Origin of the sequence: Pannonibacter sp. SL95 (genome assembly GCF_026672425.1) — a bacterium.
GTDB lineage: Bacteria > Pseudomonadota > Alphaproteobacteria > Rhizobiales > Stappiaceae > Pannonibacter.
The window spans coordinates 1,037,188-1,057,118 of sequence record NZ_JAPPRC010000003.1 but is presented as its reverse complement, the minus strand read 5'-3'; the positions used below and the strand labels follow the sequence as shown (position 1 = coordinate 1,057,118).

Sequence of the window (19,931 nt, the reverse complement as noted above, 5' to 3'; positions counted from 1 at the left end):
AATCAGGGATACCAGACATGCCTCGCGTCATTACGCCGGAAATTATCGAGGCCTCGTTCAAGGGCTTCAAGACCGCATACCAGAGGGGCTTTGCCAGCTCGACGTCGCTTCATACCTCGCTGGCGACCGTCATCACCTCGACGGCTCGCGAGGAGATCTACTCCTGGCTCGGCGACATGCCGAAAATGCGCGAGTGGATCGGCGACCGCCGCATCAAGCAGCTGTCGGCCAAGGGCTACTCGATCCGCAATCGCAAATTCGAGATGACGGTGGGTGTCGAGCGGGACGATATCGAGGACGATAGTCTCGGCCTCTACGGACCGCGTTTTGAAATGATGGGCCAGTCGGCTGCGAGCCACCCGGATGAGATCCTGTTCGAGCTCGTCAACATGGGCTTCGTCCAGGTTTGCTACGACGGCCAGAATTTTTTCGACACGGACCATCCGGTCGGGCCGGAGGGCGCGCATGTGTCGGTCTCGAACATGCAGGCCGGAGCGGGCGAGGCCTGGATCCTCGCCGATCTCAGCCGGCCGCTGAAGCCCTGGGTTTTCCAGAAGCGCCGCGACTACAATTTCGCGCGCAAAGAAGACCCCAGCACCTCCGACCATGTGTTCATGCGCGACCAGTATCTCTATGGCGTCGATGCGCGCGTCGCGGCCGGCTACGGGTTCTGGCAGATGGCCTTCGGCTCCAAGGCCGAGCTCAATTCTGCAAACCTGCGCGCTGCCTACACCGCCATGACCAATTTCACCGACGATGAGGGGCGCAAGCTCAACATCCGGCCGACCCATCTGATCGTTGGCAGTGGCAACCTGTTCAAGGCCCGCGACTTGCTGCTGCCGGCCCAGATCGGCGCGACCAGCAACATCGATCAGAACCTCGTTTCGATCATCCAGGCACCGTTGCTGCAGTAGCCCATCGACCGCAGCACTGGCCGGCAGCCTGGCCGCAGAATGCCAGGCTGCCGGGTTTTCCGGCGAGCGCCGCCCGCTCGCCCGACAACCCGGCACAGACATCGACAATGGCTCAGGAGATCCCCATGACCCGCATTCGCAGCAAGGCCCCGGCAGATACCTCGGCTGAAGCTCCGGCTGAAACTCCGGTCGAGACGCTGGAAAACAGCGCTCCCGTTGAGCGCGCTCCGGCGACCGAGGCCGAACAGACCGCCCCGGCCGAGGCGCAGGCCGAGACTGCCGCCGAACCGGCCGCTCCGGCCGACGTCGTCACCGTGCCGGTCTATGACGTTTCGGCTCCGGCCGGCCCGCGCCGCCGTGCCGGCATCGCCTTCGGCCCCGCACCTCTCACCTTGAGCGAGGCGGATCTCGGCCCTGATGTCGAAGCTACGCTTGAGCGCCTGCGCGATGACCCGATGCTGCGCGTCACCGTGCGCCTGGTCGAAATCGAATAGGCACCAACCCGGAATTCGTCGGGGAGCGCCGCGAGAGGACAAGCCGGATTGACCGGAGAATGCCCCGAAGCCCCGCCGAGGTCATGAGAGCGCTAGACGCTGAGCCTCGGTCAACAGTGGCAGATCTGATGGGACAGGATCATGCAACTCTACGCCAGCATCGCCGACATCGACGCCCGCTATCCGGATCAGCTGACCCTGATCGCAGCCGACGAACAGACGGGCCTGCGCGATGATGCGCGCATCACCAGCGGCCTGACCGATGCGTCGGCCGAGATCCAGGCGATCCTCGCCGCCCGCTACTCGGCCGCCGAGCTGGCGCAGCTGGACGAGGCCTCGCTCGCCGTGCTCCGCCTCTATTGCATCGACATCGCGTTTTTCCGGATCGCCCTGGATTTCTCGCGCTGCACAGAGGCGATCAAGGAGCGCCATGCTGCCGCGATCAAACGCCTGGAGGCAATCGCTGCCGGCAAGGGCGCGCTGACAAGCGCGATCAGCAACAACAGCGGTACGCCCGGCGAGGCCGACGGGATCGGTGCAAACGAGGTGATCCTGACCTCGCCCGGCCGCATCTTCACCCGCGAACGGCTCGGCCGGATATGAGCGTCTCGATCGTCATTGACGCGAGCGACATGGCCGATGCGATGCAGCGGCTGCGCCCGCTCCTCGATTTTGATGCCGAAGAACTGATGACCGGTATCGCCGCGCTCGGCGAGAGCCAGACCCGCCGGCGCATCACCGACGAAAAGACCGGCCCGGATGGGACGCCCTGGCCCCCGAACGCTGCCGGCACGCCGGTCCTCGTCGCCACCGGCCAGCATCTGCTGGCCTCTGTCGCCTGGCGCGCCTCGGCCACCGAGGCCGAATGGGGCGCGTCCTGGGAGTTCGCGCATGTCCACCAGGAGGGCGCGGTGATTGTGCCCAAAGATGCCAAGGCGCTGATGTTCAACCTCGGCGGCCGAATGGTCACTACCCAGAAAGTGTCGATCCCGGCCCGGCCGTTTGTCGGTCTCTCGCCAGACAACGAGGCCGAGATCCTGGAACTGGTGACCGACTTTCTCGGAGGCCTCCTGTGATCGCACCGGTACCCCTCGAAACCCTGATTGCAACCGACAGCCTGGCGCAGACGCAGACGGCCATCGTGCGCCGCGTCGGCGAGCTGATCACCGGCGTCTCCGTCGTGGCGCATCCGGGCAAGGTCGACATCTCGGAGCTCGTCGCCAGGACGGTCGTCCAGGCCCCCGGCGTCGGCATCGGATTTACCCGCATTCGCGAGACCGCGATGGTCGATGGCGCGTTTTGCCTGGCCGTCGAGTGGGTCGCCTATGTCGTCGCCGAGGCCCGCGTGGTCGCCAGCCGGCGCGTTGAAAAAGAGGCCGTCGGCCTCGCCATCGGCTCGCGGCTGCTTGCGATCCTCGGCGACATGGAGACCAGCACCTGGGGCCTCACCGGGATCCTGCCGCCCGAGACCTCGCCGCTGCCCGAGCTCAAGCCCATGTTCACGGTCCGCGATCAGGCCCAGGGCACGGTGTACTACGCGGTGACGTGGACGCAGGTGATCGCCGACCTCGGAGCGCCGATCCTGCCCGATGCGACCGGCAGCTATGACGAGGCCTCCGGGCTGATCCTCTATGACACTGCGGCGGATCTCGCCGAGCTCGCCCGCTTTATCCCGGCGCGGCAGGTGCCGGACAGCGATGACAGCGAGGCCGGCGATGCGTGATCCCTACGCCCTGGCGCTGCGCCGGCAGGCAGCGGCGATGGCGACGATCGAGCGCCGGCTGGCCATGGCCGACCTCACCGGCAAGGTGCACGAAGTCGATCCGGCCAAGCGCCGCCTGCGGCTCAAACTCGGCCAGGATGCCAAGGGCCGGCCGGTGCTATCGCCCTGGGTGCGCTGGCAGGAGCCCGGCGTCGGCGCGCTGTCGATCCACAGCGAGCCGGCCATCGGCGAGCAGATGCGGCTGGTCTCCGGCTCCGGCACCATCGGCACCGCCTCGATTGCCGTGCCCGCCACATTTGACCGCGACCATCCCGCCCCGTCGACGGCCAGCGACACCACGGTGATCGCGCGCGGCGATGTCCGGATCGAGATCTCCGACAAGATCCGCCTGGTCGGGCCGGTCAAGATCGACGGTGCCGTCGACATCGAAGGCAGCCACGTCACGCACAACGGCGTGGACACCGGCTACTTGCACAAACACAAGGACATCACGCCTGGCCCCATGCTCACTGGCCCACCCGCCTGAGAGACCATTCGCACTCTAAACCGAGAGGTATTGACCCATGACCCGCAAGTCCCCTGAGCCCGTCACCCCTGCACCTGTCAGCCCCGCCCCGGCCGGCGTTGCTGATTACATCGTGACTGACACAGCGCCGCCGCGCGTTGCCGGCCGGCGCGTTGCCGCAGGCGAAATCTTGCAGCTGACCGAGGACCAGGCGCGCTCCGAACTGATCGCCCTGCACATCCGGCCGGCTGTTTAACAGCTCCTGAAACCCCACGTGATCGAGCTTTGATGAGGCATTAAATGGCAGGCGCAATCAGATATCGGAAGGGCCTCAATGAGCGGACGCTGCAGCCGCTCACCGGCCTGCCGCATCTGATCCAGTCGCTCGGCCGGATCTGGGCAACGCGCCCCGGATCGCGGCTGATGCGGCTGACCTACGGCGCTGACCTGCGCTCGGCGCTCGGCGAGGATCTGACGCCCGCGATCGCATTGCAGATCTACAGCGAGATGGTTGCCTCTGCTGCCCGGCATGAGCCGGAGGCGGCGATCACATCGCTGCAGCTCGTCCGGCTGACGGAGACCGGCGTCCTCGGTATCCGGCATGGCGGTCTCTATTACCCGCACGGCCGGTTTAACGACTACTCGATCGCGGTGCCGTTCGGCGCGATTGCGGGCGGAGGCGCGTGATGACCAGCCGGTTTGTCGACATCGATCTCTCCCGTCTGCCGGCTCCCGATGCCTTGCAGCCGCTCGACCATGAGGCGGCATTTCAACAGCGCTTGGCCGACTTTGTTGCCCGCATGGATGAGGCAGGCCAGCCCTTCGATGTCGGCACGATCGACAGCGATCCGGCCGCGATCCTGTTGCAGCATGGCGCGTTTTTTGAGGTGCAGCTGATGGCTGCTGTCAATGACGCGGTCAAGGCGACGCATCTGGCGTTTGCGCGCGGCGCGGATCTCGAGCAGCGCGCGGCCGATCTCGGCGTTGTGCGTCAGGTGCTGGTCCCGGCCGACCCGGCAACGACACCGCCGACCCCTGCCATCATGGAGAGCGACGAGAGCCTGCGCCGTCGCCGGCAGCTCGCGATAGAGGCGTTCTCGACCGCTGGTCCCGACGGGGCCTATCTGTTTTTCGGGCTCGCCGCGCATCCGCACGTGCTCGATGTGGCGGTCTATGACCCGCACTCGGGTCTTGCCAATGACGGCGAGGCGCTCATCGTCGTTGCCTCCAGCCAGGGCGACGGCGTGCCGACGCCGGCCGTGCTCGATGCCATGGCCGAGTTTCTCGACGCCGGGCTGATCCGCTATGCGGTCGGCAGCCCGCGTGTCCGCGCCCTGACCCGCCGCCAGAAACTGCGCCCGCTCACGGACCGGGTGATCATTGAGGCCTGCTCGACGCTGGATTGCACGATCAGCGTCACGCTCAAAATGCCGCGCGGTCCGGATCCGTCGACGCTGCGGACCCTCGCCCTGGCCCGCCTGACTGCCTATCTGGCGAGCCGGCGCGGCATCGCCCGCATGCTCTCCGATACGGCCATCGCTGCGGCGGTGCATGTCGCCGACGCGGCCGGCTGTCGCCCTGGTCGAGGACGCTGACATCGTGATCACGGCGGCTAACCCAGGTTGTCAGTGACGTGCTGCCTGGTCCAAAGGAGCTCGCCCGCGTCACCGCCGTCACGCTCACCGTCGAGGTGATCTGATGAGTGCGCCCACGGTCCCCGGCAACTCGCCCGAGCCGATCAAGGCGTTAGCGGCGATTGATGTGGAGCGGATCCGCGCAATCGACGTCGACATCATCCGCCGTGTCCATGATCCAGATCTCTGCCCGCCCGCCTGGCTGCCGCTGCTCGCCTGGGCCTGGTCGGTCGACGAGTGGGATCCGGCCTGGCCAGTGGCCGTCCAGCGCGCAGTGATCAAGGCGGCCCCCGAAGTCCACCGGCATAAGGGCACCGCCTGGGCGGTGCAGACCGCGATCGCCGCGACCGGCTATGCCGCCGCGCTCGAGGAGTGGTTCGAGTACGGCGGCTCTCCCTACCGGTTTCGCCTGACCGTGACGCTCGGACCGGTCGAGCCCTGGACGGGCGAGGCCGGCGAGATGCTGGCGCGCCTGGCGCTGCGGACCAAAAACACCCGCTCGCGGCTGGAGCTGATCCGGCTCGTCCGGCGAAACGAGGCCCCGCTCTATATCGGCGGGTCGGTCTCGATCCGCAGCCGCGCCCGCATCGGTCCGATCCTCCCCGGCGCGCTCCAGGCGCGGCCTTACATCCACGTCGGCGGTGCGGTCCGTGTCCGCCAGTCGACCCGCATTGCAGGAGGCGCATGATGGGCGTCATTGTCACACTGCAGGGCCAGGCCCTGTTTGCCCAGGCGGCCGCCCAGGGCGGCACCGCTGTGCCGCTCGCCGCAATTGCTGTCGGCGATGGCAACGGGGCGGCGATCACCCCGGTCGAGACCGCGACGCAGCTCGTCCGCGAGGTCTATCGCACCGGCGTCCAGTCGGCTCTGACCGATCCGCAAAATGCAAATTACATCATCGTCACGGCGGTGATCCCGGCCAATGCCGGTCCCTTCACGATCCGCGAGATCGGGCTGTTTGCCAGCAACGGCCAGCTCGTCGCCATCGCCGACTATCCGGACACCCGGAAAAACACGACGGCCCAGGGCGTCGATACGACGCTGACCATCGAGCTGGTCCTGGTCGTCTCCGAGACTGCGCAGGTGACGCTGGTCGCGCACCCCGGCAGCTGGGCGACGCAGGACTACGTCGATCAGCGGATCCCATCGTTTGCGACGATCCCCGAGCACCTCGCCGGCACAATCTCGACCAAAACAGCGCACCCGGCCGGCGTCGCGGCGATGATCAACGCGGCGGTCGAAAACCTGCCCGATCCGCTGGAACTGGCAAACGCTCCCGAGCACCTGGCCGGCACAATCTCGACAAAGGCCACACACCCCGCCGGCGTCAAATCCATGATCGATGCCGCCGTGGCGGCGCTGCCGCCGCCGCAGGGCGACGTGATCTACCGTTTCGAAACTCTGTTGTGAGGACCCGACATGGCCGCATCTCCGCAATTCACCGGCACCCCGCTCTATGGCTCGGCCGTCGTCTCGACAGCCAACACCAACCGCGACGGATCCGGCACGCTCGCCACGGTCCTGACGCTGCCGGCAGGCGGTGGCCGGATCGACCGCGCGGTGCTCAAGGCGACCGGCAACACCACGGCCGGCATGCTCCGGCTGTTTATTCATGACGGCACGGCCGCGCGCTGCATCGCCGAGATCCCGGTCCCGGCTATCACCGTCAGCGCCACCGTCGCCTCGTTCGAAACCGTGATCGATTTTACGACCGGCGAGAGCTCGGCATACGGCCTGGTGCTGCCGGCCGGCCATTCGCTCCGGGCCTGCACGCATGTCGCGGAGACGTTCCACGTCATGGCGTTTGGAGGGCAGTTCTGATGGCGAACTTCGGCCTTAACGGGTTCCCGCGCGGCAAGCTCGGCCGCGCAAGTGGGGGCAACGGATCACTGACGGGCAGCGTCTCGCTGCTCGCCATCACGCGCACGGCCAGTCTCGGCCAGGACGTGTTCGGCATCGGCCAGTACCGGGTGATCACCAACAGCAGCACATTCGTGGTGCCGGAGGGCGTCACCGCGGTGCGCGTGCGCGCCCGTGGCGGCGGCGGTGGCGGCGGTGGCGGCGGTGGCTCCGGTAACCGCCGTGGCGGCGGCGGCGGCGGTGGCGGCGGCTTTGGGATGGGCGTGTACACCGTGGTGCCCGGCCAGGCCGTGAGCGTCACGGTTGGCGCGGGCGGCGCGGCCGGTTCGGCTGGTGGCAACGGCACGGCCGGTGGCACCTCCTCGTTCGGGACGATGTTGTCTGTAACAGGCGGTGCTGGCGGTGTCGGCGGCATCACCACTGGCGCGGGCGGCGCAGGCGGTCTGTCGTCAGGTGGCGGTATGAACGTGGCCGGTGGCGCGGGTGGCAACGGTGGCGCAGGCACTGGCGGATCAGGCGCGGGTGGCGGCGCGGCCGGTGGTCCGCTCGGCATCGGCGGTGCGGGCGGCAACGGCTGCGCGCTGTCTGCCCAGGGCGACAATGGCGGCGGCGGCGGCGGTGGCGCAGCCGGCAATGCAGGCGGCACCCTGACCACCGCGACGAGTTACAACGGAGCTGGAGGCGGCGGCGTTGGCGGACCCGGCACCGCGACGGCAACGCCCGGCCCGAATGCGGACGGCGCGTTGCAGTCGAGTGGCGCGGGCATCTCGGCGACCCGTCCGTTTTCCCCCCGTTTCGAGACGGACCTCGAAACCTCCTCCGGTGGCGAGGGGGGCATCATTACATCAAGCGGCGCGCCGGGACGGACGGCCGAGGCAGGCGGCGGCGCAGGCGGCGGTTCGGGCGCGCCGACGTCGCATTCGCCGCATCCGGGTGGCCTCGGGCGTGGCGGTGGCGCTGGTGGCGGTGGGGCCGGTGGCAACTCGTACGCTGGTGGCGCTGGCGGTGCCGCGCAGTTCGGCCACGGCGGCGGCGGCGGTGGTGCGTCAATGGCAGCCGGAGCCAGCAATGGCGGCGCGGGTGGCGCAGGCTTCGTGATCGTGGAGTGGTGAAATGACGAAATTTGCACGCATCATCGACGGCATCGCGGTCGACGTCACCGCCGCCGATCCTTCCGGCCTCTACCATCCGGACGTGGCGAGCCAGTTTGTCAGCGTCCCGGCTCAGGTCGAGCGCGGCTGGCGCAAACAGGGCAGCACCTGGTCGGCTCCCGAGGCCCCGGCCGAGACGCCGGCCACCGCAGTGCCGCGCCGGACCGTGTTCACGCCGCCCGAATTTTTGCTCCTGTTCACGGCGGCCGAGCGCGTTGCAATCCGGGCGGCACGGCCGACCAATCCGGTGATCTCTGACTGGCTGACCATCCTTGAAGATCCGCGCTTGTCCGAGGTCGACGTGACGCGGCAGTCGACACGGGACGGGCTGGAGTATCTCGCCGCCGAAAACCTGATCACCCCGGCCCGCGCGGCCGAGATCGGCACGGGAGCGCCGCTGTGACCACCATCCTCAATTACCTCTACAATCTGCACGTCGCCCTGTCGCAGCTCGCCAACGTGCTGATCGGCGGCGACCCGGACGAGAGCCTGTCGGGCCGGATCGGCAAGAGCCTGGCTGCCGGAGGCTGGGCCGCACGCGTGCCCTGGCCGGCCCTCCTGCGCCGGCACTGGCTCGCGGCGATCGAGACCGACGAGGGCGGCAACAGCGCGCGTGGGAGACGGGAACGGGTTTGAACATTTGTCCTGTTCAATTGGTAAAGCCCGCTTCGGCGGGCTTTATTTCTAGACTACTTGCGCTTGTTCCAGACCTCAAAGAAGGAGCGGTCGGTCATTCTCAGGACGTCCTTGGCGGCTTCGTCACACCCAAGCGTCGCAACAAGCGTCTCGGCCGACAGCCTTTCCTTTTCGACAAGCGTCTCCGCGTAAGCATAATCCCTCGCAGAAAGGTGGTTGCCCATAACAGCGTCAGTCTTGACCTCGTATGCTTCGCAGGCGTCTTCAATTGCGAGAACTGCCCCCCAAAATCGAGCGAACTCGACTGCGGGATCTTTCGCATGTGACAGGGTTGGGACGAGAACTGCAGCAAGAGCAAGGGTGATTGTTGGGCGCATACCGGGGTGGCCTTTTTGAGGTTGAGTTGCTGATCGATGGCAATAGCCATACGCCCCTTGATTTTGGCAACAACTGACCGCATTGTCAGCCCATCGCAACTGATGATCGATTGCAGCAGAACGGGCTGACTGGTGTCAGCCCGTTTGTTTTTTGCGCCATCCGTACTCTCCATCCCAGCAGATCGCTCACTGATCACACACGGGATGGACCATGTCGGGCACCACCAATTTCGTCGGCGTTCGCCGCTTTTCGGATCTCCGGTCGACCGTCGCCCGGATCGACACGCGCGACAGCACGGCCATCGGGCTGGTGCTGCCGGCACCGCTCGCCGACAACACGGCGTTTCCGATCAACGAGCCGGTGCGGCTCTCCACCGATGACGCCGACCAGTTCACAAAGTTGGGTGCCGGCGTCGCCCAGGACACGGTCAATCAGATCAAAGCCGAGGGGATCTCGACCGACATCGTGTTTGTCCGCGCCCAGCATTCGGCCCTGGTCGACGCGCAGCAAAAGCTTGAGGCCGAGATCAACTCGATCGTTGGTTCGGCCGGGGCTGGCACCGGCGTCTGGGCGCTGCTGGAGGCCAAATCCCACCTGAAGCTGGAGCCGGGCTGCATCCTCGCGCCGGGCTATACCGCGCACCGGATCGGCAGCGCTGCCAACGCGGTGACCGCCGCCGCGCGCACGGTCGCCGACCGGATCATCGACTGCATGGTCATCGCCGACACGCCGTCGACGTCGGTCGCAAGTGCCATCACCTGGGCCGAGGATTTCAGAACCGCGCTCAACGTCATCGGCATGTACCCGGCCGGGGTCTACAATTTCGGCGCTGGCAATGTCACCCGGCCGCTGTCCGCCTCGGTCGCTGCTGCCATGGTGCGCCGGGACAAGGAGACGGGCGGCCCCTACAAGGCGTTCTGGAACCGGCCTCTCAAGGGCGTTCTCGGGACGTCCGTCCCGGTCGGATACACCGACGGCGATGCCGGGTCCGAGGCCAACCAGCTCGCCCAGGCCGGCGTCGGTACGGTGATCGAGGGCAACCAGCTCTGGGCACCCTTCACCACGGCCACCGACCCGACCGTCTCGTCCTGGCGCTCGATCAAAAAGATCCGCACGCGCCTGGCGGTCTCGAAAGCGATGCTGCGGCCGATGCGCCAGTATCTCAACGAGGACATCACGCCGCACATGGTCACGCTGATTTACCGCGCGCTCGACCAGTTCCTCTCCGACCTCGTCACCCTCGGCGCGCTGATCGACTACGAGGTGCTGTGGTCCAAGGCGCTCAATCCGGCAGCCGTGCTGGAGGCCGGTGCGCTGCGCGTCAAGATGCGGTGGGCCGAGACCCCGGATCTTGTCGACCTGCAGCTCTACGATGAGCCCATGCCCGAAGCGTTCGACGTGCTGCAGGCCGCGATCGCCTCTGCACTGTCGCAGCTCGGCTCGTCCAACATCCGCGTCACCGCCTAAGGAGCTCAGCCATGGATCGCATCATTCGCGGTGCCAACTGGTACTGCAACGAAGTCAACCAGCGCCTGCGCATCGACGAGACGACGCTGCCGGAGCTCTCCCGCGAGATGCTGCCCTTCGTCATGGGCGGCGGCTGGTTTGCAATGGAGCTGCCGGCCGAGATCGCGGCGCTGACTTGCGAGATGGCGGTCAATGGCGTTCATGAGGATCTCAAGACGCGCTTTGGCCGCGAGCCCGGTGACTGGACCACGGTCACCTACTACGAAAACCTGCTGAACGTGTTCCCGGCCGCCTCGACCGGCGAGACCGGCAGTGCGTCGAAGGTGCAGATGCGCGGTCGGGTGGTCATGCTCAAAGGCCTCCTCAACGGCTACGCCCAGGGCGGCGTCAAGGGCCAGAAATCCACCGCGCCGACCCGCCTGCGCTGGTCCTCGATCGTGCTCTATCACGACATCCTGGACGGCAACACGGTGCACAAGTTCGACATCCAGAACAACGTGCTGGTGATCAACGGCGTCAACTACACCGCCGAGCACAACCGCATCATCGCCGCCTGACCGGCTGATTTAAGGAGCATTCGAGATGGGCTCGAACGTGACTGAAACACCCGTTGCCATCGCCCCCGTTGCAATCGTCAACATGCCGCAGGCAACCGGCGAGGCACCCGCCGTTTCGGAGATCCCGATGCCGCCGCCGGCACTCTGGGCCGAGCTGGACAACTCGGCGCAGAGCCACGGCAGTGCAAAGCCGTCGACTGGCGCATCCACTGGTGCATCCACTGGCGCGCCGACCGCGCCGGCTGCGGCGCTGCCCGCACGAGAGGTGGAAAAGCTGGCCTTCAGCCGGTCGGTGGCGACCACCGTGCCGCTGGAGTTCGCATTCGATCACCCGGAGCTCGGTCACATCGCCAGCGTCATCGTGCGCCGGCTGACGGTCGCCCAGGTTGGCGACATCCTCGACCGGCGCAGCCGGACCAACGCGCCGGACCTTTACGACATTTACGCCGAGATGACGCAGCTGCCGGCCCCTGTTCTGCGCGGGCTGGAGGCCGGCGACGGTGGCCGCGTGGTGGAGGTGTGCTGGGATTTTTTGCCCCCCGTGTTCCGGCCGACGTCGACAGCGACCGGCCAATAGACCGTGTCGTGATCGACCTGCCGCGCTGGCGCGCCTACATCGCGCGCCTCGCCAGCTCGTTTGCAACGCCGCTGCCTGCGCTCCTAGCCATGCCCTGGGACGAGGCGCTGCGATGGTTTCCGGAGGTGCGTGCGATCTATGACGAGACGTGGGGGCGAGGTGGAGGCCGCAACAGATGAGTGATCTCGACGTCGCCCTGCGCCTTCGCCTGGTCAACCAGCTCTCGCGTCCTGCCGAGGAAGCCGAGCGGGATTTGCAGCAGCTCGGCCGCGCCGCGCAGCAGCTCGGCCGCACGCGCGTCGGTGCCGAGCTCGGCACCGGACTGCAGCAGCTCGGTCGCGATGCCGAGGCTGCCAAGGGCAAGCTGGGCAACATCACTCAATCGGCAAACGAGGCCCGGCAGGCGCTTGGCCGGATCGGCGACGGGGCCTCGGGCATCCGGGCGGATGCGCAGCGCGCCGAGGACGCGATCCGTGGCATCCGCACCGAGGCCCAGACCACACGCCAGGCGCTCGGCCGGATCGACGATGGCGCATTCGATGGGCTCAAGGCCGACGCCAACGCGGCCGAAAAGGCGATCAAGGACATCGGGGCTGCCGCCGACGCGCAGCGGGCAAAACTCGCCGCGCTGCGCATGGGTGGCCCGCTCAATGGCACGGGCTCTGGCCCGGTCCGGCCCGGCCTGACGGGCGGCGGTGCGGGTGGCGGCACAGGTATCGCCGCAGCGGCTTATGACCGCCTCGGCGGCGATGCGTTCATCCCGCTGACGGCCGGGGCCGGCTATGCGATTGGCGGCGCGTTTGCCGGTGCGGGTGTCGTCGCCGGTCATTCGATTACCGCCGCCGCCGGCGACGAGTTCATCTCCGACAGTATCCGGATCACAGGTGCCTACAGCGAAGCTGATCAGGCCCGTTATGACCGGCTTATGGCGCAAATCGGGGCACGGAAAGGTGTTGGAACAGCTGGCGCAATGAACGTCATGGGGCAGTTGCTCGCCGGCGGCATCAATCCAGAAGAAGCCGCCGCAATGACGGAACAGACCATCGTTTTTGGCAAGGCGACCGGCTCCACCTCTGAAGATGCGGCGAAGGCGACGATTGCACTGCGCAACAATTTCGGGATTGGGTCAGATGACCTGATGGGCGCGCAAGACATCATGGCTCTCGGCGGCAAAGCGGGGCAGTTCGAGGTCAAGGACATGGCCATGCACGTGCCATCCATAGCCGCCAGGATGGCGGCATTGGGAGAGGGCGGCCTGCCTGGCACCAAGGTCCTCGTCGCGCTTGGGCAGCAAATTCGCAAGGCCACGGGGACCAGTGCAGAGGCCGCGACCAACTTCGAAGGCATGCTCGGCAAGTTTACGGCACAGGATTTCCTGGCCAATGCGTCAGAGTACGGGATCGATGTGCAAAAGACGCTGTCGGCCGCACAGGAAGCCGGCACTTCGCCCGTGATGGCGGTGCTGGAGGAGATCCAGTCGAAGGTTGGCAACGACCCATTCAAGCTGAAGGCGTTGATGCCCGAAGAACAGGCCGGAGCCGGGTTGGCGGCGGTTGTTCAAAATCTCCAGGCCGCCAAAGACCTGATGAAAGACATGGACGCAGCACCCGGCACGGTGATGGAAGATTTCGCCATCGCCACGGACAACGCCAGCGCTGCCTGGGACCGGTTTTCGGCCAATGTCGCAGCCAAGGCCAAGGGCCTGGCGGCCAACACCTTGCCGCTTTTGACTGAGGCCATGAATGCGCTGTCTGCCGCGATGGAAAGCGGCACGAACGAGCCGTCGACGCTCAAGGCACCGCCCGGCTCTTCCGGCGCGTTGCAGCAGGAGATGCACGCGCGCACCGACAACGCGCACCGGGCCAACCGGTTTTTCGAGCGGCTGCTCGGCTGGGAGCCGTCGGAGGCCTCCAAGCGGCTCGACGTGATCGATGCGTATCAGGAGTACGGCCAGACCAGGGCGGAGGGCGAGCGCTACAGCGCCGAGGACTACGAGGCCGGTCAGGAGCGGGATGCGGCCCGAAAGCGCCGCGAGACCATGTGGGGCGTCGGCGGCTCGCCGCTCTCCGGCGATCTGCGCCCCGAGGCCGAGGCCAGCATGCGCGGCTATGTCGAGGGGCTGGCGAGCGAGGGCACGGCGGCCGAGCAGGAGGCCGCGTCCATCGCCGACCGGATCAAGGCGCTGCTTGGATTTACCGTCAGTCCGACCATCGCGCCGACCTATGTTGCACCCGGCAGCTCCGGTGGGTCTGATGCTGCGCCGGCCACCGCTGGCGAGCGTCATTCCTCTCTGCAGTCCTCACAAAACCTGCGCGTGACCCAGAACATCACCTCGCCCAACCCGTCGCACGCGGCCGCCAAGGCCCGGCGCGAGCAGGCCCGCGCGGTCAATCGCAGCTTTGCACGTGCCCAGCATGATCTGGCGAGGGTGCCGACATGACGCCCGCACTCAGCAATGCCGGCGCACTGTTTTCCATCGGCTCGGCGATCCTCTACACGGTCGGGCTCAACCCGCAGCGGCTGAGCTATGCCAGCGATGCCCGGTTTCCGGCGCATCCCGTCCAGGGCGGCATCGCGTACCAGATCACCGGCGCGGGCCAGGAGCGGCTGACGATCGAGGCCGTGACATTCCCCCATGTGGTCGGCGGTCTCGACGCCCTGGCGCTGCTCAAGGGCTATCACCGGGCGCAGTCAATCGTCCCCTATGTGCGCCTGCGCGGCAACTATCTCGGCGAGAGCGGCGGCATGGTTGCGATCGAGACGCTCGATTACGACGAGGAGCGGCTGCATCCGTTTGATGGCGTGGGCCGGCAGATCGATGTCAGCCTCGGCCTGCTGCTGTTGCCGGCCGAAAGCTATTTGGGCCAGACGGGCCGGATCGCGGATCTCGGAGGGCTGCTCTGATGCGCTACACGGTGCCTTATGGCGGCAAGCGCCTCGACAAGATCGCGCGGGACGAGCTGCGGACGGAGCGCGGCGGAACGGTGGAAGCGATCCTGACGGCCAATCAGGGCCTTGCCACCCTGCTCGACGGCGTGACAGTGCCGGGCGGCACGGTGATCGAGATCCCCGAAAACTATCGGCCGGCTGTAAGCAGCCGGCGCGTGCTGGCCTGGGAGTAAGCGATGCAGCGCCCCGTCGTCCACGTCATCGGAGCCATGAGCGGCAACCTCGTCCCCGGCTGGGGACCTGCGCTGCGCGCTGTCCGCTACACGGACAATGAGGGCGCGGATGCCGATGAGATCGAGATCGAGTTCGCGGTCGACGGACCGGGCGCGTCCCGGCCGGCCTCCGGCACCAGCTACCGGCTGCTCTATGGCTGGGACGAGGCAGGCCTGCGCGATGCCGGCTCGTTCACGGTCCAGTCGTCGTCGCTGAGCTACGCGCCGGACGATGGCTGGACGCTGACCGTCGTTGCCCGGTCGGCGGACTTTCTCGACGCCGACAAAGCCGGAGAGACCGCGCATTTCGACGATGAGACTGTCGGCGAGATCATGCAGCGCCTCGCCGGGTCGGCCGGCAAGTCTGCGCGGGTGCATCCCGCGCTGGCCAACATCAAGATCCCCTATCGGCTCAACTGGGGGCAATCACCGCTCGGCTTTGCCCAGGCGCTGGCCGACGAGATCGGCGGCAGCCTGAAGCCGGCCAACGGGCAATGGCAGGTGACGAAGAAAAACAGCGGCCAGACCGCTGGCGGCACGCTGTTGCCGCCGCTCATCATCCCGCCCGAGCGCGTCACCGGTTGCGAGATCACCGAGGAGGAGCGGCCGAAATTCGGCGAGGCGCAACAGCCCTGGTTCGATCCGGAGGCCGGGCTGTCGCAGCTGGCCAGTGCAGCCGGCATCGGCAAGGCCGCGCAGGCGCTGTTGCTGCATCCCGCTGCCTCGGCCGTCGAGGCGGCTGTCTCGGCCGCTGCCGCCGTCCTCGACCTCGGCCGGGGCTCTGTCAGCGGTTCTGTCACTGCCATCGGCGATCCCGATGCCATGGCCGGTGCGCCGGTGATCCTGCCCGGCTACGGCGGCGCGGCGGCAGTCGCCACGTCCATCACCCACGAGTTCACATTCGACGAGAGCGGCGGCTGGTTGATGACCGTCGAACTCGCCGCGCAGACCTGAGAGACCATCATGACCGAGAGATTTTCGACAACCGCCGCCGCCGCCGTCTCACCGCCCTGGAGCCCCTCCGGCGACGTTGTCCTGCAGGCAGATTGCGCCGACCCGCGCGCGCTAGTGGACATTGAGGGGCGCGTCAATGACGCGGCACCGTGGCTGCCGCTGGTGACATTGTCGCGGCATGGCCAGCGCCAGGCGCGGCTGGCGCGCATGCCCCAGATGCGGGTGACGGTCCGGGAGAACGGTGCCGGCCAGGCCGTCAGGGTGTTCGAGGAGGTCGCATTTACCTCGGTTGCCGCGACCAATGTCGTGGGCAAATTCCGCGAGGCGTTCGAGACGTTCTCAGCCGATCGCTGGCAACTCGATCTGGCACCGGGCGACATTGCCGCCGTTGACGGCAATGCAATCAGCGCCAGCTACCTTGTAATCTCGAAAGACCCGCTCAGCTCCGGCACTGAAACTGTCGTGACTGGCAAGACGCTTTTTACGATGCCGTATGACCTGGCATTCGGTCTGCACATGTCGCAACGAGCTGTCGGGCTTGAGGCGGCGATCGAGGTCGTGTCTGACGAGCCGGCGCTGCCGGATGTGCCAGATCTGGCGATTGCGTCGATCAGCCAGGCTGGTACGGTGTTGTCGATCACGACGACGGTCCCGCACGGGCTTGTTCCGGGCAAGCGCATCGGCATTTGCGATGTTGCAGACAGCCGCTTGAACTACGCCGGGGTGGTCGTCGCAACAACACCGACCGCGACTACCCTCACGGTGACGGCTGGCGTCAATGGCACGTTGCCATCGGTGACGGCCGGGCCGCTCACTTCCGGCACGCTGTATCTGCGGCCCGGCATGGGCCGCGCACAAAATGGCGTCTCGCTGGTTTTTGAGGGGGCGTCTCAGACCTCTGCGTCGTTTTACCTGCGCAGCGCCAGCGGTGACCTGATGCCCACCGGTAGCGTCGCTGGCGATCATCGCATCACGACCGGTTCGACCACCTCGCAATCGCCGATCAACGTCGCCCGCACTTATGCGTTTTTGCCGTCTGTTGAGACCCGGATGGTCTCGCGAGTTGACAGTGTGCAGGTGTCTGATGTGGGTGTGGACAGCGCTTCGCAACCGTCTAACAGGGCACGCCGGTCGCAGGTTATTCCTGACGAAACCCAAAATTACAAAGTCAGGTTGCGCGCGCAGCACAACAAGGCGATCACGCGCCCTGTCGCGCAGATCATCAGCGCCGCTAAGGCGGGGAATTCGACCGCGACGATTGTCACCGACCTGCCGCACGGCCTCAACGCTGCCAGTCAGGTCGTGATTTTCGGCATCGCCGACGGAACGAACTTCCCGGTTATGGGCACTCCGGCGACGGTCGCCAGCGTTGTGAATGCGACGACCTTCACGGTAGCTTTTGGCCCCTCGGCTACCGCGACCTCCTATGGCGGCTATGTCTCGTTGGCGCAGGGTGGGCAGGGCCAGGCTGGCGCGGTGGCTCAATCGATCATCTCGGTTGCCCGCACGGACAATGTCGTGACGCTGACGGGCTCCGCGAGTTGGTCAGGGCTAATTCACGGCGACTACGTCAACGTGGTCGGGTGCAGGCGGACCGTCGCCCCGCTCGGGGCTGCGGTCGGCGTCGACGGAGCGTACAGGGTCCGGGAGATCAACGGTACCACACTGCTCCTCGAGCAGATCAACGCCGATGTTTCGCCGAGCGGCGGTGACATTGCGGCGACCGCATGCGGCGGCGCTGTGATCAAACGCAGCGATATTAGGCTGTCGTTCTTGAGGCTCATCGATTTCGAGCGCTTGCGCGTCGAGGCCATTCCCCGGCCGGGCGGCGACAGCAGCGATGCGTTCCCGGTCACCATCCAGGGCGGCGCGTCATCGGTCGCTGGCGCTACTGCAGAGGATGGCTCGCTGTCATCGGTCAACCCGATGGCCATGGGCGTCCGCGCGCGCTCCAGCAACCCCTCGCCCATGTCCGCGTCCGGAGACGCGGTCCATGCGCTGGCCACGATGATCGGCGCGATGGTCGTCAAACCGTATTCGATCCCGGACGCCGAATGGTCGATGTCCGCCGCACTGACGACCACCACGGCGCAGGTGATCCAGGGTGCGGCCGGGTCCGGTCTCCGGCGTCATCTGACGGCAATCCAGGCCATCAACACCGGCGCAGCCATGGTCGACCTGATCATTCTCGACGGCACGACCGAGCGGTGGCGCATGCCTCTCCCGGTCAACGTGCCCGTGTCGGTGCAGCTGCCGACGGGGCTTCAGGTCAGCACCAACACCGCGCTTAACGTCAACCTCAGCGCTGCCGGCACCGTCCGGATCAACGCACAGGGCTACACTGCAACCTAACGGCCAAGGAGATCGCCGATGATTACCCTGCTGATCCATTCCACTGAGTTTCGCCCCGGCCGCCTGCCGGATCCCGAGGAGCCTGGCGACACGGGCCGGCCGGATACCTGGTACGTGCGGTTCGAATGGGCCGACGACGCCGGGACCCGGTCCAGCGATGTAGTGCTGGAGGGGCTGCCTGAGAGCGCCAGCAGCCAGGAGATCTACGACGCCGTGATGGCGACGATCAGCTAACCGCGACGGGCGGTCCGGGCCGCGCCAACGGCCCGAACGGCGGGGACCATTCGCAGGCTCCGCCCGGCAGACCGATCAGGATCACCGCCGCACCCGCTGCTCGCGCGAGCGCCGGCAGTGTGGCTGAGTCGTCCGGTAAGATGAAAGACATTCGTTGCGGCTGTTGCCGCGCCCTGCTTTTCCGGATGGCGGCTGCGCCATCCGCACCCGCCATCGAGATCAAGTGCCGCCGCTGCGGCACGATCAATCACCTGAGGCCGCCCGAGCCCGCACCTGAGCGCGACAGTCCCACAGCGCCCGACACGGAGCCCGGCCCATGCGCTGGCAATTGCATAACCTCGACGCCATCCCCTGGCTGATCGACCAGTCCGCCGAACAGTTCGACGCCCTGGTCACCGACCCGCCCTATTCCTCCGGTGGCCTGCACGCAGGCACCCGGACGGCAGACAGCGCCAACAACAAGTACCTCTCCTCGCCGGAGAAGTACCCGGAGTTCAGCGGGGAGAACCGGGACCAGTTCTCCTATCTGCAATGGTCGACGCTCTGGATGACCCACGCGTTCCGCGTGCTGCGGCCGGGTGCGACGGCGCTGGTTTTTACCGACTGGCGGCAGCTGCCGGTGATCACCAGCGCGTTTCAGGCGGCCGGCTTCACCTGGCGCGGCATCGTCACCTGGGACAAGACCGAGGCGAGCCGGCCGCAGAAGGGCCGGTTCCGCGCCCAGACCGAGTTCGTCATCTGGGGCTCAAAAGGAGCCTGGCACTCCAATGAGGGGCCTGCGCTGCCCGGCGTGTTCCGCCATTCGGTCACAGCCGGAGGCCCGAAGCTGCACACGACGGGCAAGCCCGTGCCGCTGATGGATGACCTGATCAAGGCATGTCCCGAGGGCACGGTCCTCGACCCGTTCGCCGGCTCCGGCTCCACCGGCGTCGCGGCGCTCCGCAGTGGCCGGTTCTTCGTCGGCTGCGAGCGCGAGGAGGCCTATTTCGACATCGCCTGCGAACGGCTTTCAAAGAGCGCGTAAGCGGCATTTAAAAACGCCGCTGCCGTGCATTCAGACGGCGACGGCTACAAAGGGCCTGCTGCAAAAGCCTGCGTCAAATTTGCAAAAAATCGCGTCCGGCTACACTGCGACTAGGTCGCACGCCGGCGGGCATGTCTTGCAAGGCAGTCGGGCGGGAAAACACTGGGGAAAGATCTGGTGGGCCCGGAGGGACTCGAACCCCCAACCAATCCGTTATGAGCGGACGGCTCTAACCATTGAGCTACAGGCCCTGCGCCAAAGGCGGAGCCTTCTGGTACACCAGGCTTGCCGTGTCGGGCAAGTGGTGAGC

At 66.8% G+C, this 19,931-nt stretch carries 27 protein-coding genes and 1 tRNA gene; 26 read left to right on the top strand and 2 right to left on the bottom strand.

Going from position 1 to position 19,931, the window contains the following annotated elements; translation table 11 throughout:
• Positions 1-17 precede the first annotated feature (17 nt).
• From OVA12_RS05545 to OVA12_RS05475, 15 genes are all read left to right on the top strand, one after another.
• Positions 18-914 carry a Mu-like prophage major head subunit gpT family protein gene (locus tag OVA12_RS05545; protein ID WP_268135261.1) on the top strand — a complete coding sequence of 299 codons (897 nt, stop codon included), beginning with the start codon at positions 18-20 and terminating at the stop codon, positions 912-914.
• 125 nt (positions 915-1,039) lie between these two features.
• Complete coding sequence (locus tag OVA12_RS05540; protein WP_268135259.1) at positions 1,040-1,408, top strand: hypothetical protein; 369 nt, start codon at positions 1,040-1,042, stop codon at positions 1,406-1,408.
• A 141-nt stretch (positions 1,409-1,549) separates the two neighbouring features.
• On the top strand, positions 1,550-2,011 hold the full coding sequence (locus tag OVA12_RS05535; RefSeq protein ID WP_268135257.1) for a gp436 family protein: 462 nt from the start codon (positions 1,550-1,552) through the stop codon (positions 2,009-2,011).
• A complete protein-coding gene (locus tag OVA12_RS05530; RefSeq protein WP_268135255.1) occupies positions 2,008-2,484 on the top strand; it encodes a phage virion morphogenesis protein in 477 nt (158 codons plus the stop codon). Before OVA12_RS05535 ends, OVA12_RS05530 begins: the two co-directional genes overlap by 4 nt.
• Entirely contained in the window at positions 2,481-3,131 is a 651-nt protein-coding gene (locus OVA12_RS05525; RefSeq protein ID WP_268135253.1) for a hypothetical protein, read from the top strand. Before OVA12_RS05530 ends, OVA12_RS05525 begins: the two co-directional genes overlap by 4 nt.
• Complete coding sequence (locus OVA12_RS05520; protein WP_268135252.1) at positions 3,124-3,657, top strand: phage baseplate protein; 534 nt, start codon at positions 3,124-3,126, stop codon at positions 3,655-3,657. The genes OVA12_RS05525 and OVA12_RS05520 overlap by 8 nt, the downstream gene beginning before the upstream one ends.
• A 37-nt stretch (positions 3,658-3,694) precedes the next feature.
• Positions 3,695-3,892 carry a hypothetical protein gene (locus OVA12_RS05515; protein WP_268135251.1) on the top strand — a complete coding sequence of 66 codons (198 nt, stop codon included), beginning with the start codon at positions 3,695-3,697 and terminating at the stop codon, positions 3,890-3,892.
• A 44-nt stretch (positions 3,893-3,936) separates the two neighbouring features.
• Entirely contained in the window at positions 3,937-4,323 is a 387-nt protein-coding gene (locus tag OVA12_RS05510) for a GPW/gp25 family protein (RefSeq protein WP_268135250.1), read from the top strand.
• Positions 4,323-5,231 carry a baseplate assembly protein gene (locus OVA12_RS05505; RefSeq protein WP_268135248.1) on the top strand — a complete coding sequence of 303 codons (909 nt, stop codon included), beginning with the start codon at positions 4,323-4,325 and terminating at the stop codon, positions 5,229-5,231. Before OVA12_RS05510 ends, OVA12_RS05505 begins: the two co-directional genes overlap by 1 nt.
• 103 nt (positions 5,232-5,334) lie before the next feature.
• The gene (locus OVA12_RS05500) at positions 5,335-5,958 is read left to right on the top strand and encodes a phage tail protein I (protein ID WP_268134838.1); all 624 of its coding nucleotides are present in this window, start codon (positions 5,335-5,337) and stop codon (positions 5,956-5,958) included.
• On the top strand, positions 5,958-6,680 hold the full coding sequence (locus OVA12_RS05495) for a phage tail protein (RefSeq protein WP_268134840.1): 723 nt from the start codon (positions 5,958-5,960) through the stop codon (positions 6,678-6,680). The genes OVA12_RS05500 and OVA12_RS05495 overlap by 1 nt, the downstream gene beginning before the upstream one ends.
• A 9-nt stretch (positions 6,681-6,689) precedes the next feature.
• A complete protein-coding gene (locus tag OVA12_RS05490) occupies positions 6,690-7,091 on the top strand; it encodes a hypothetical protein (RefSeq protein WP_268134842.1) in 402 nt (133 codons plus the stop codon).
• Complete coding sequence (locus tag OVA12_RS05485) at positions 7,091-8,242, top strand: hypothetical protein (RefSeq protein WP_268135246.1); 1,152 nt, start codon at positions 7,091-7,093, stop codon at positions 8,240-8,242. Before OVA12_RS05490 ends, OVA12_RS05485 begins: the two co-directional genes overlap by 1 nt.
• 1 nt (position 8,243) lies before the next feature.
• Complete coding sequence (locus OVA12_RS05480) at positions 8,244-8,684, top strand: hypothetical protein (protein ID WP_268135244.1); 441 nt, start codon at positions 8,244-8,246, stop codon at positions 8,682-8,684.
• The gene (locus OVA12_RS05475) at positions 8,681-8,917 is read left to right on the top strand and encodes a hypothetical protein (protein ID WP_268135242.1); all 237 of its coding nucleotides are present in this window, start codon (positions 8,681-8,683) and stop codon (positions 8,915-8,917) included. Before OVA12_RS05480 ends, OVA12_RS05475 begins: the two co-directional genes overlap by 4 nt.
• Before the next feature lie 53 nt (positions 8,918-8,970).
• Here OVA12_RS05475 and OVA12_RS05470 read toward each other — a convergent pair whose 3' ends face one another.
• Positions 8,971-9,294: a hypothetical protein gene (locus OVA12_RS05470; protein ID WP_268135240.1), complete on the bottom strand. Its 324-nt coding sequence runs from the start codon at positions 9,292-9,294 to the stop codon at positions 8,971-8,973.
• Positions 9,295-9,505: 211 nt separating this feature from the next.
• On the opposite strand from OVA12_RS05470, the gene OVA12_RS05465 reads away from it, so the two are divergent.
• The 11 genes from OVA12_RS05465 (at position 9,506) to OVA12_RS05420 (ending at position 19,621) form a co-directional block, all read left to right on the top strand.
• A complete protein-coding gene (locus OVA12_RS05465) occupies positions 9,506-10,762 on the top strand; it encodes a phage tail sheath family protein (RefSeq protein ID WP_268135238.1) in 1,257 nt (418 codons plus the stop codon).
• Between the two features lie 11 nt (positions 10,763-10,773).
• Positions 10,774-11,319 carry a phage major tail tube protein gene (locus tag OVA12_RS05460; RefSeq protein ID WP_268135236.1) on the top strand — a complete coding sequence of 182 codons (546 nt, stop codon included), beginning with the start codon at positions 10,774-10,776 and terminating at the stop codon, positions 11,317-11,319.
• Positions 11,320-11,344: 25 nt separating this feature from the next.
• On the top strand, positions 11,345-11,896 hold the full coding sequence (locus tag OVA12_RS05455; RefSeq protein WP_268135234.1) for a hypothetical protein: 552 nt from the start codon (positions 11,345-11,347) through the stop codon (positions 11,894-11,896).
• A gap of 175 nt (positions 11,897-12,071) precedes the next feature.
• Positions 12,072-14,336, top strand: a complete 2,265-nt coding sequence (locus OVA12_RS05450) for a phage tail tape measure protein (RefSeq protein WP_268135232.1) — start codon at positions 12,072-12,074, stop codon at positions 14,334-14,336.
• Positions 14,333-14,800, top strand: a complete 468-nt coding sequence (locus tag OVA12_RS05445; protein ID WP_268135230.1) for a phage tail protein — start codon at positions 14,333-14,335, stop codon at positions 14,798-14,800. Before OVA12_RS05450 ends, OVA12_RS05445 begins: the two co-directional genes overlap by 4 nt.
• Positions 14,800-15,018: a tail protein X gene (locus tag OVA12_RS05440; protein WP_268135228.1), complete on the top strand. Its 219-nt coding sequence runs from the start codon at positions 14,800-14,802 to the stop codon at positions 15,016-15,018. The genes OVA12_RS05445 and OVA12_RS05440 overlap by 1 nt, the downstream gene beginning before the upstream one ends.
• A gap of 3 nt (positions 15,019-15,021) precedes the next feature.
• Positions 15,022-16,011, top strand: a complete 990-nt coding sequence (locus OVA12_RS05435) for a phage late control D family protein (protein ID WP_268135226.1) — start codon at positions 15,022-15,024, stop codon at positions 16,009-16,011.
• A gap of 114 nt (positions 16,012-16,125) precedes the next feature.
• On the top strand, positions 16,126-18,363 hold the full coding sequence (locus OVA12_RS05430; protein ID WP_268135224.1) for a hypothetical protein: 2,238 nt from the start codon (positions 16,126-16,128) through the stop codon (positions 18,361-18,363).
• A gap of 18 nt (positions 18,364-18,381) precedes the next feature.
• Positions 18,382-18,597 (top strand): hypothetical protein, encoded by a 216-nt coding sequence (locus OVA12_RS05425; protein ID WP_268135222.1) that lies wholly within the window; start codon positions 18,382-18,384, stop codon positions 18,595-18,597.
• 140 nt (positions 18,598-18,737) lie between these two features.
• Complete coding sequence (locus OVA12_RS23965) at positions 18,738-18,956, top strand: Com family DNA-binding transcriptional regulator (RefSeq protein WP_442793813.1); 219 nt, start codon at positions 18,738-18,740, stop codon at positions 18,954-18,956.
• A complete protein-coding gene (locus OVA12_RS05420; RefSeq protein ID WP_268135220.1) occupies positions 18,914-19,621 on the top strand; it encodes a DNA-methyltransferase in 708 nt (235 codons plus the stop codon). The genes OVA12_RS23965 and OVA12_RS05420 overlap by 43 nt, the downstream gene beginning before the upstream one ends.
• Before the next feature lie 175 nt (positions 19,622-19,796).
• Here OVA12_RS05420 and OVA12_RS05415 read toward each other — a convergent pair.
• Positions 19,797-19,872 (bottom strand) — tRNA-Ile (locus OVA12_RS05415).
• Between the last annotated feature and the right edge of the window lie 59 nt (positions 19,873-19,931).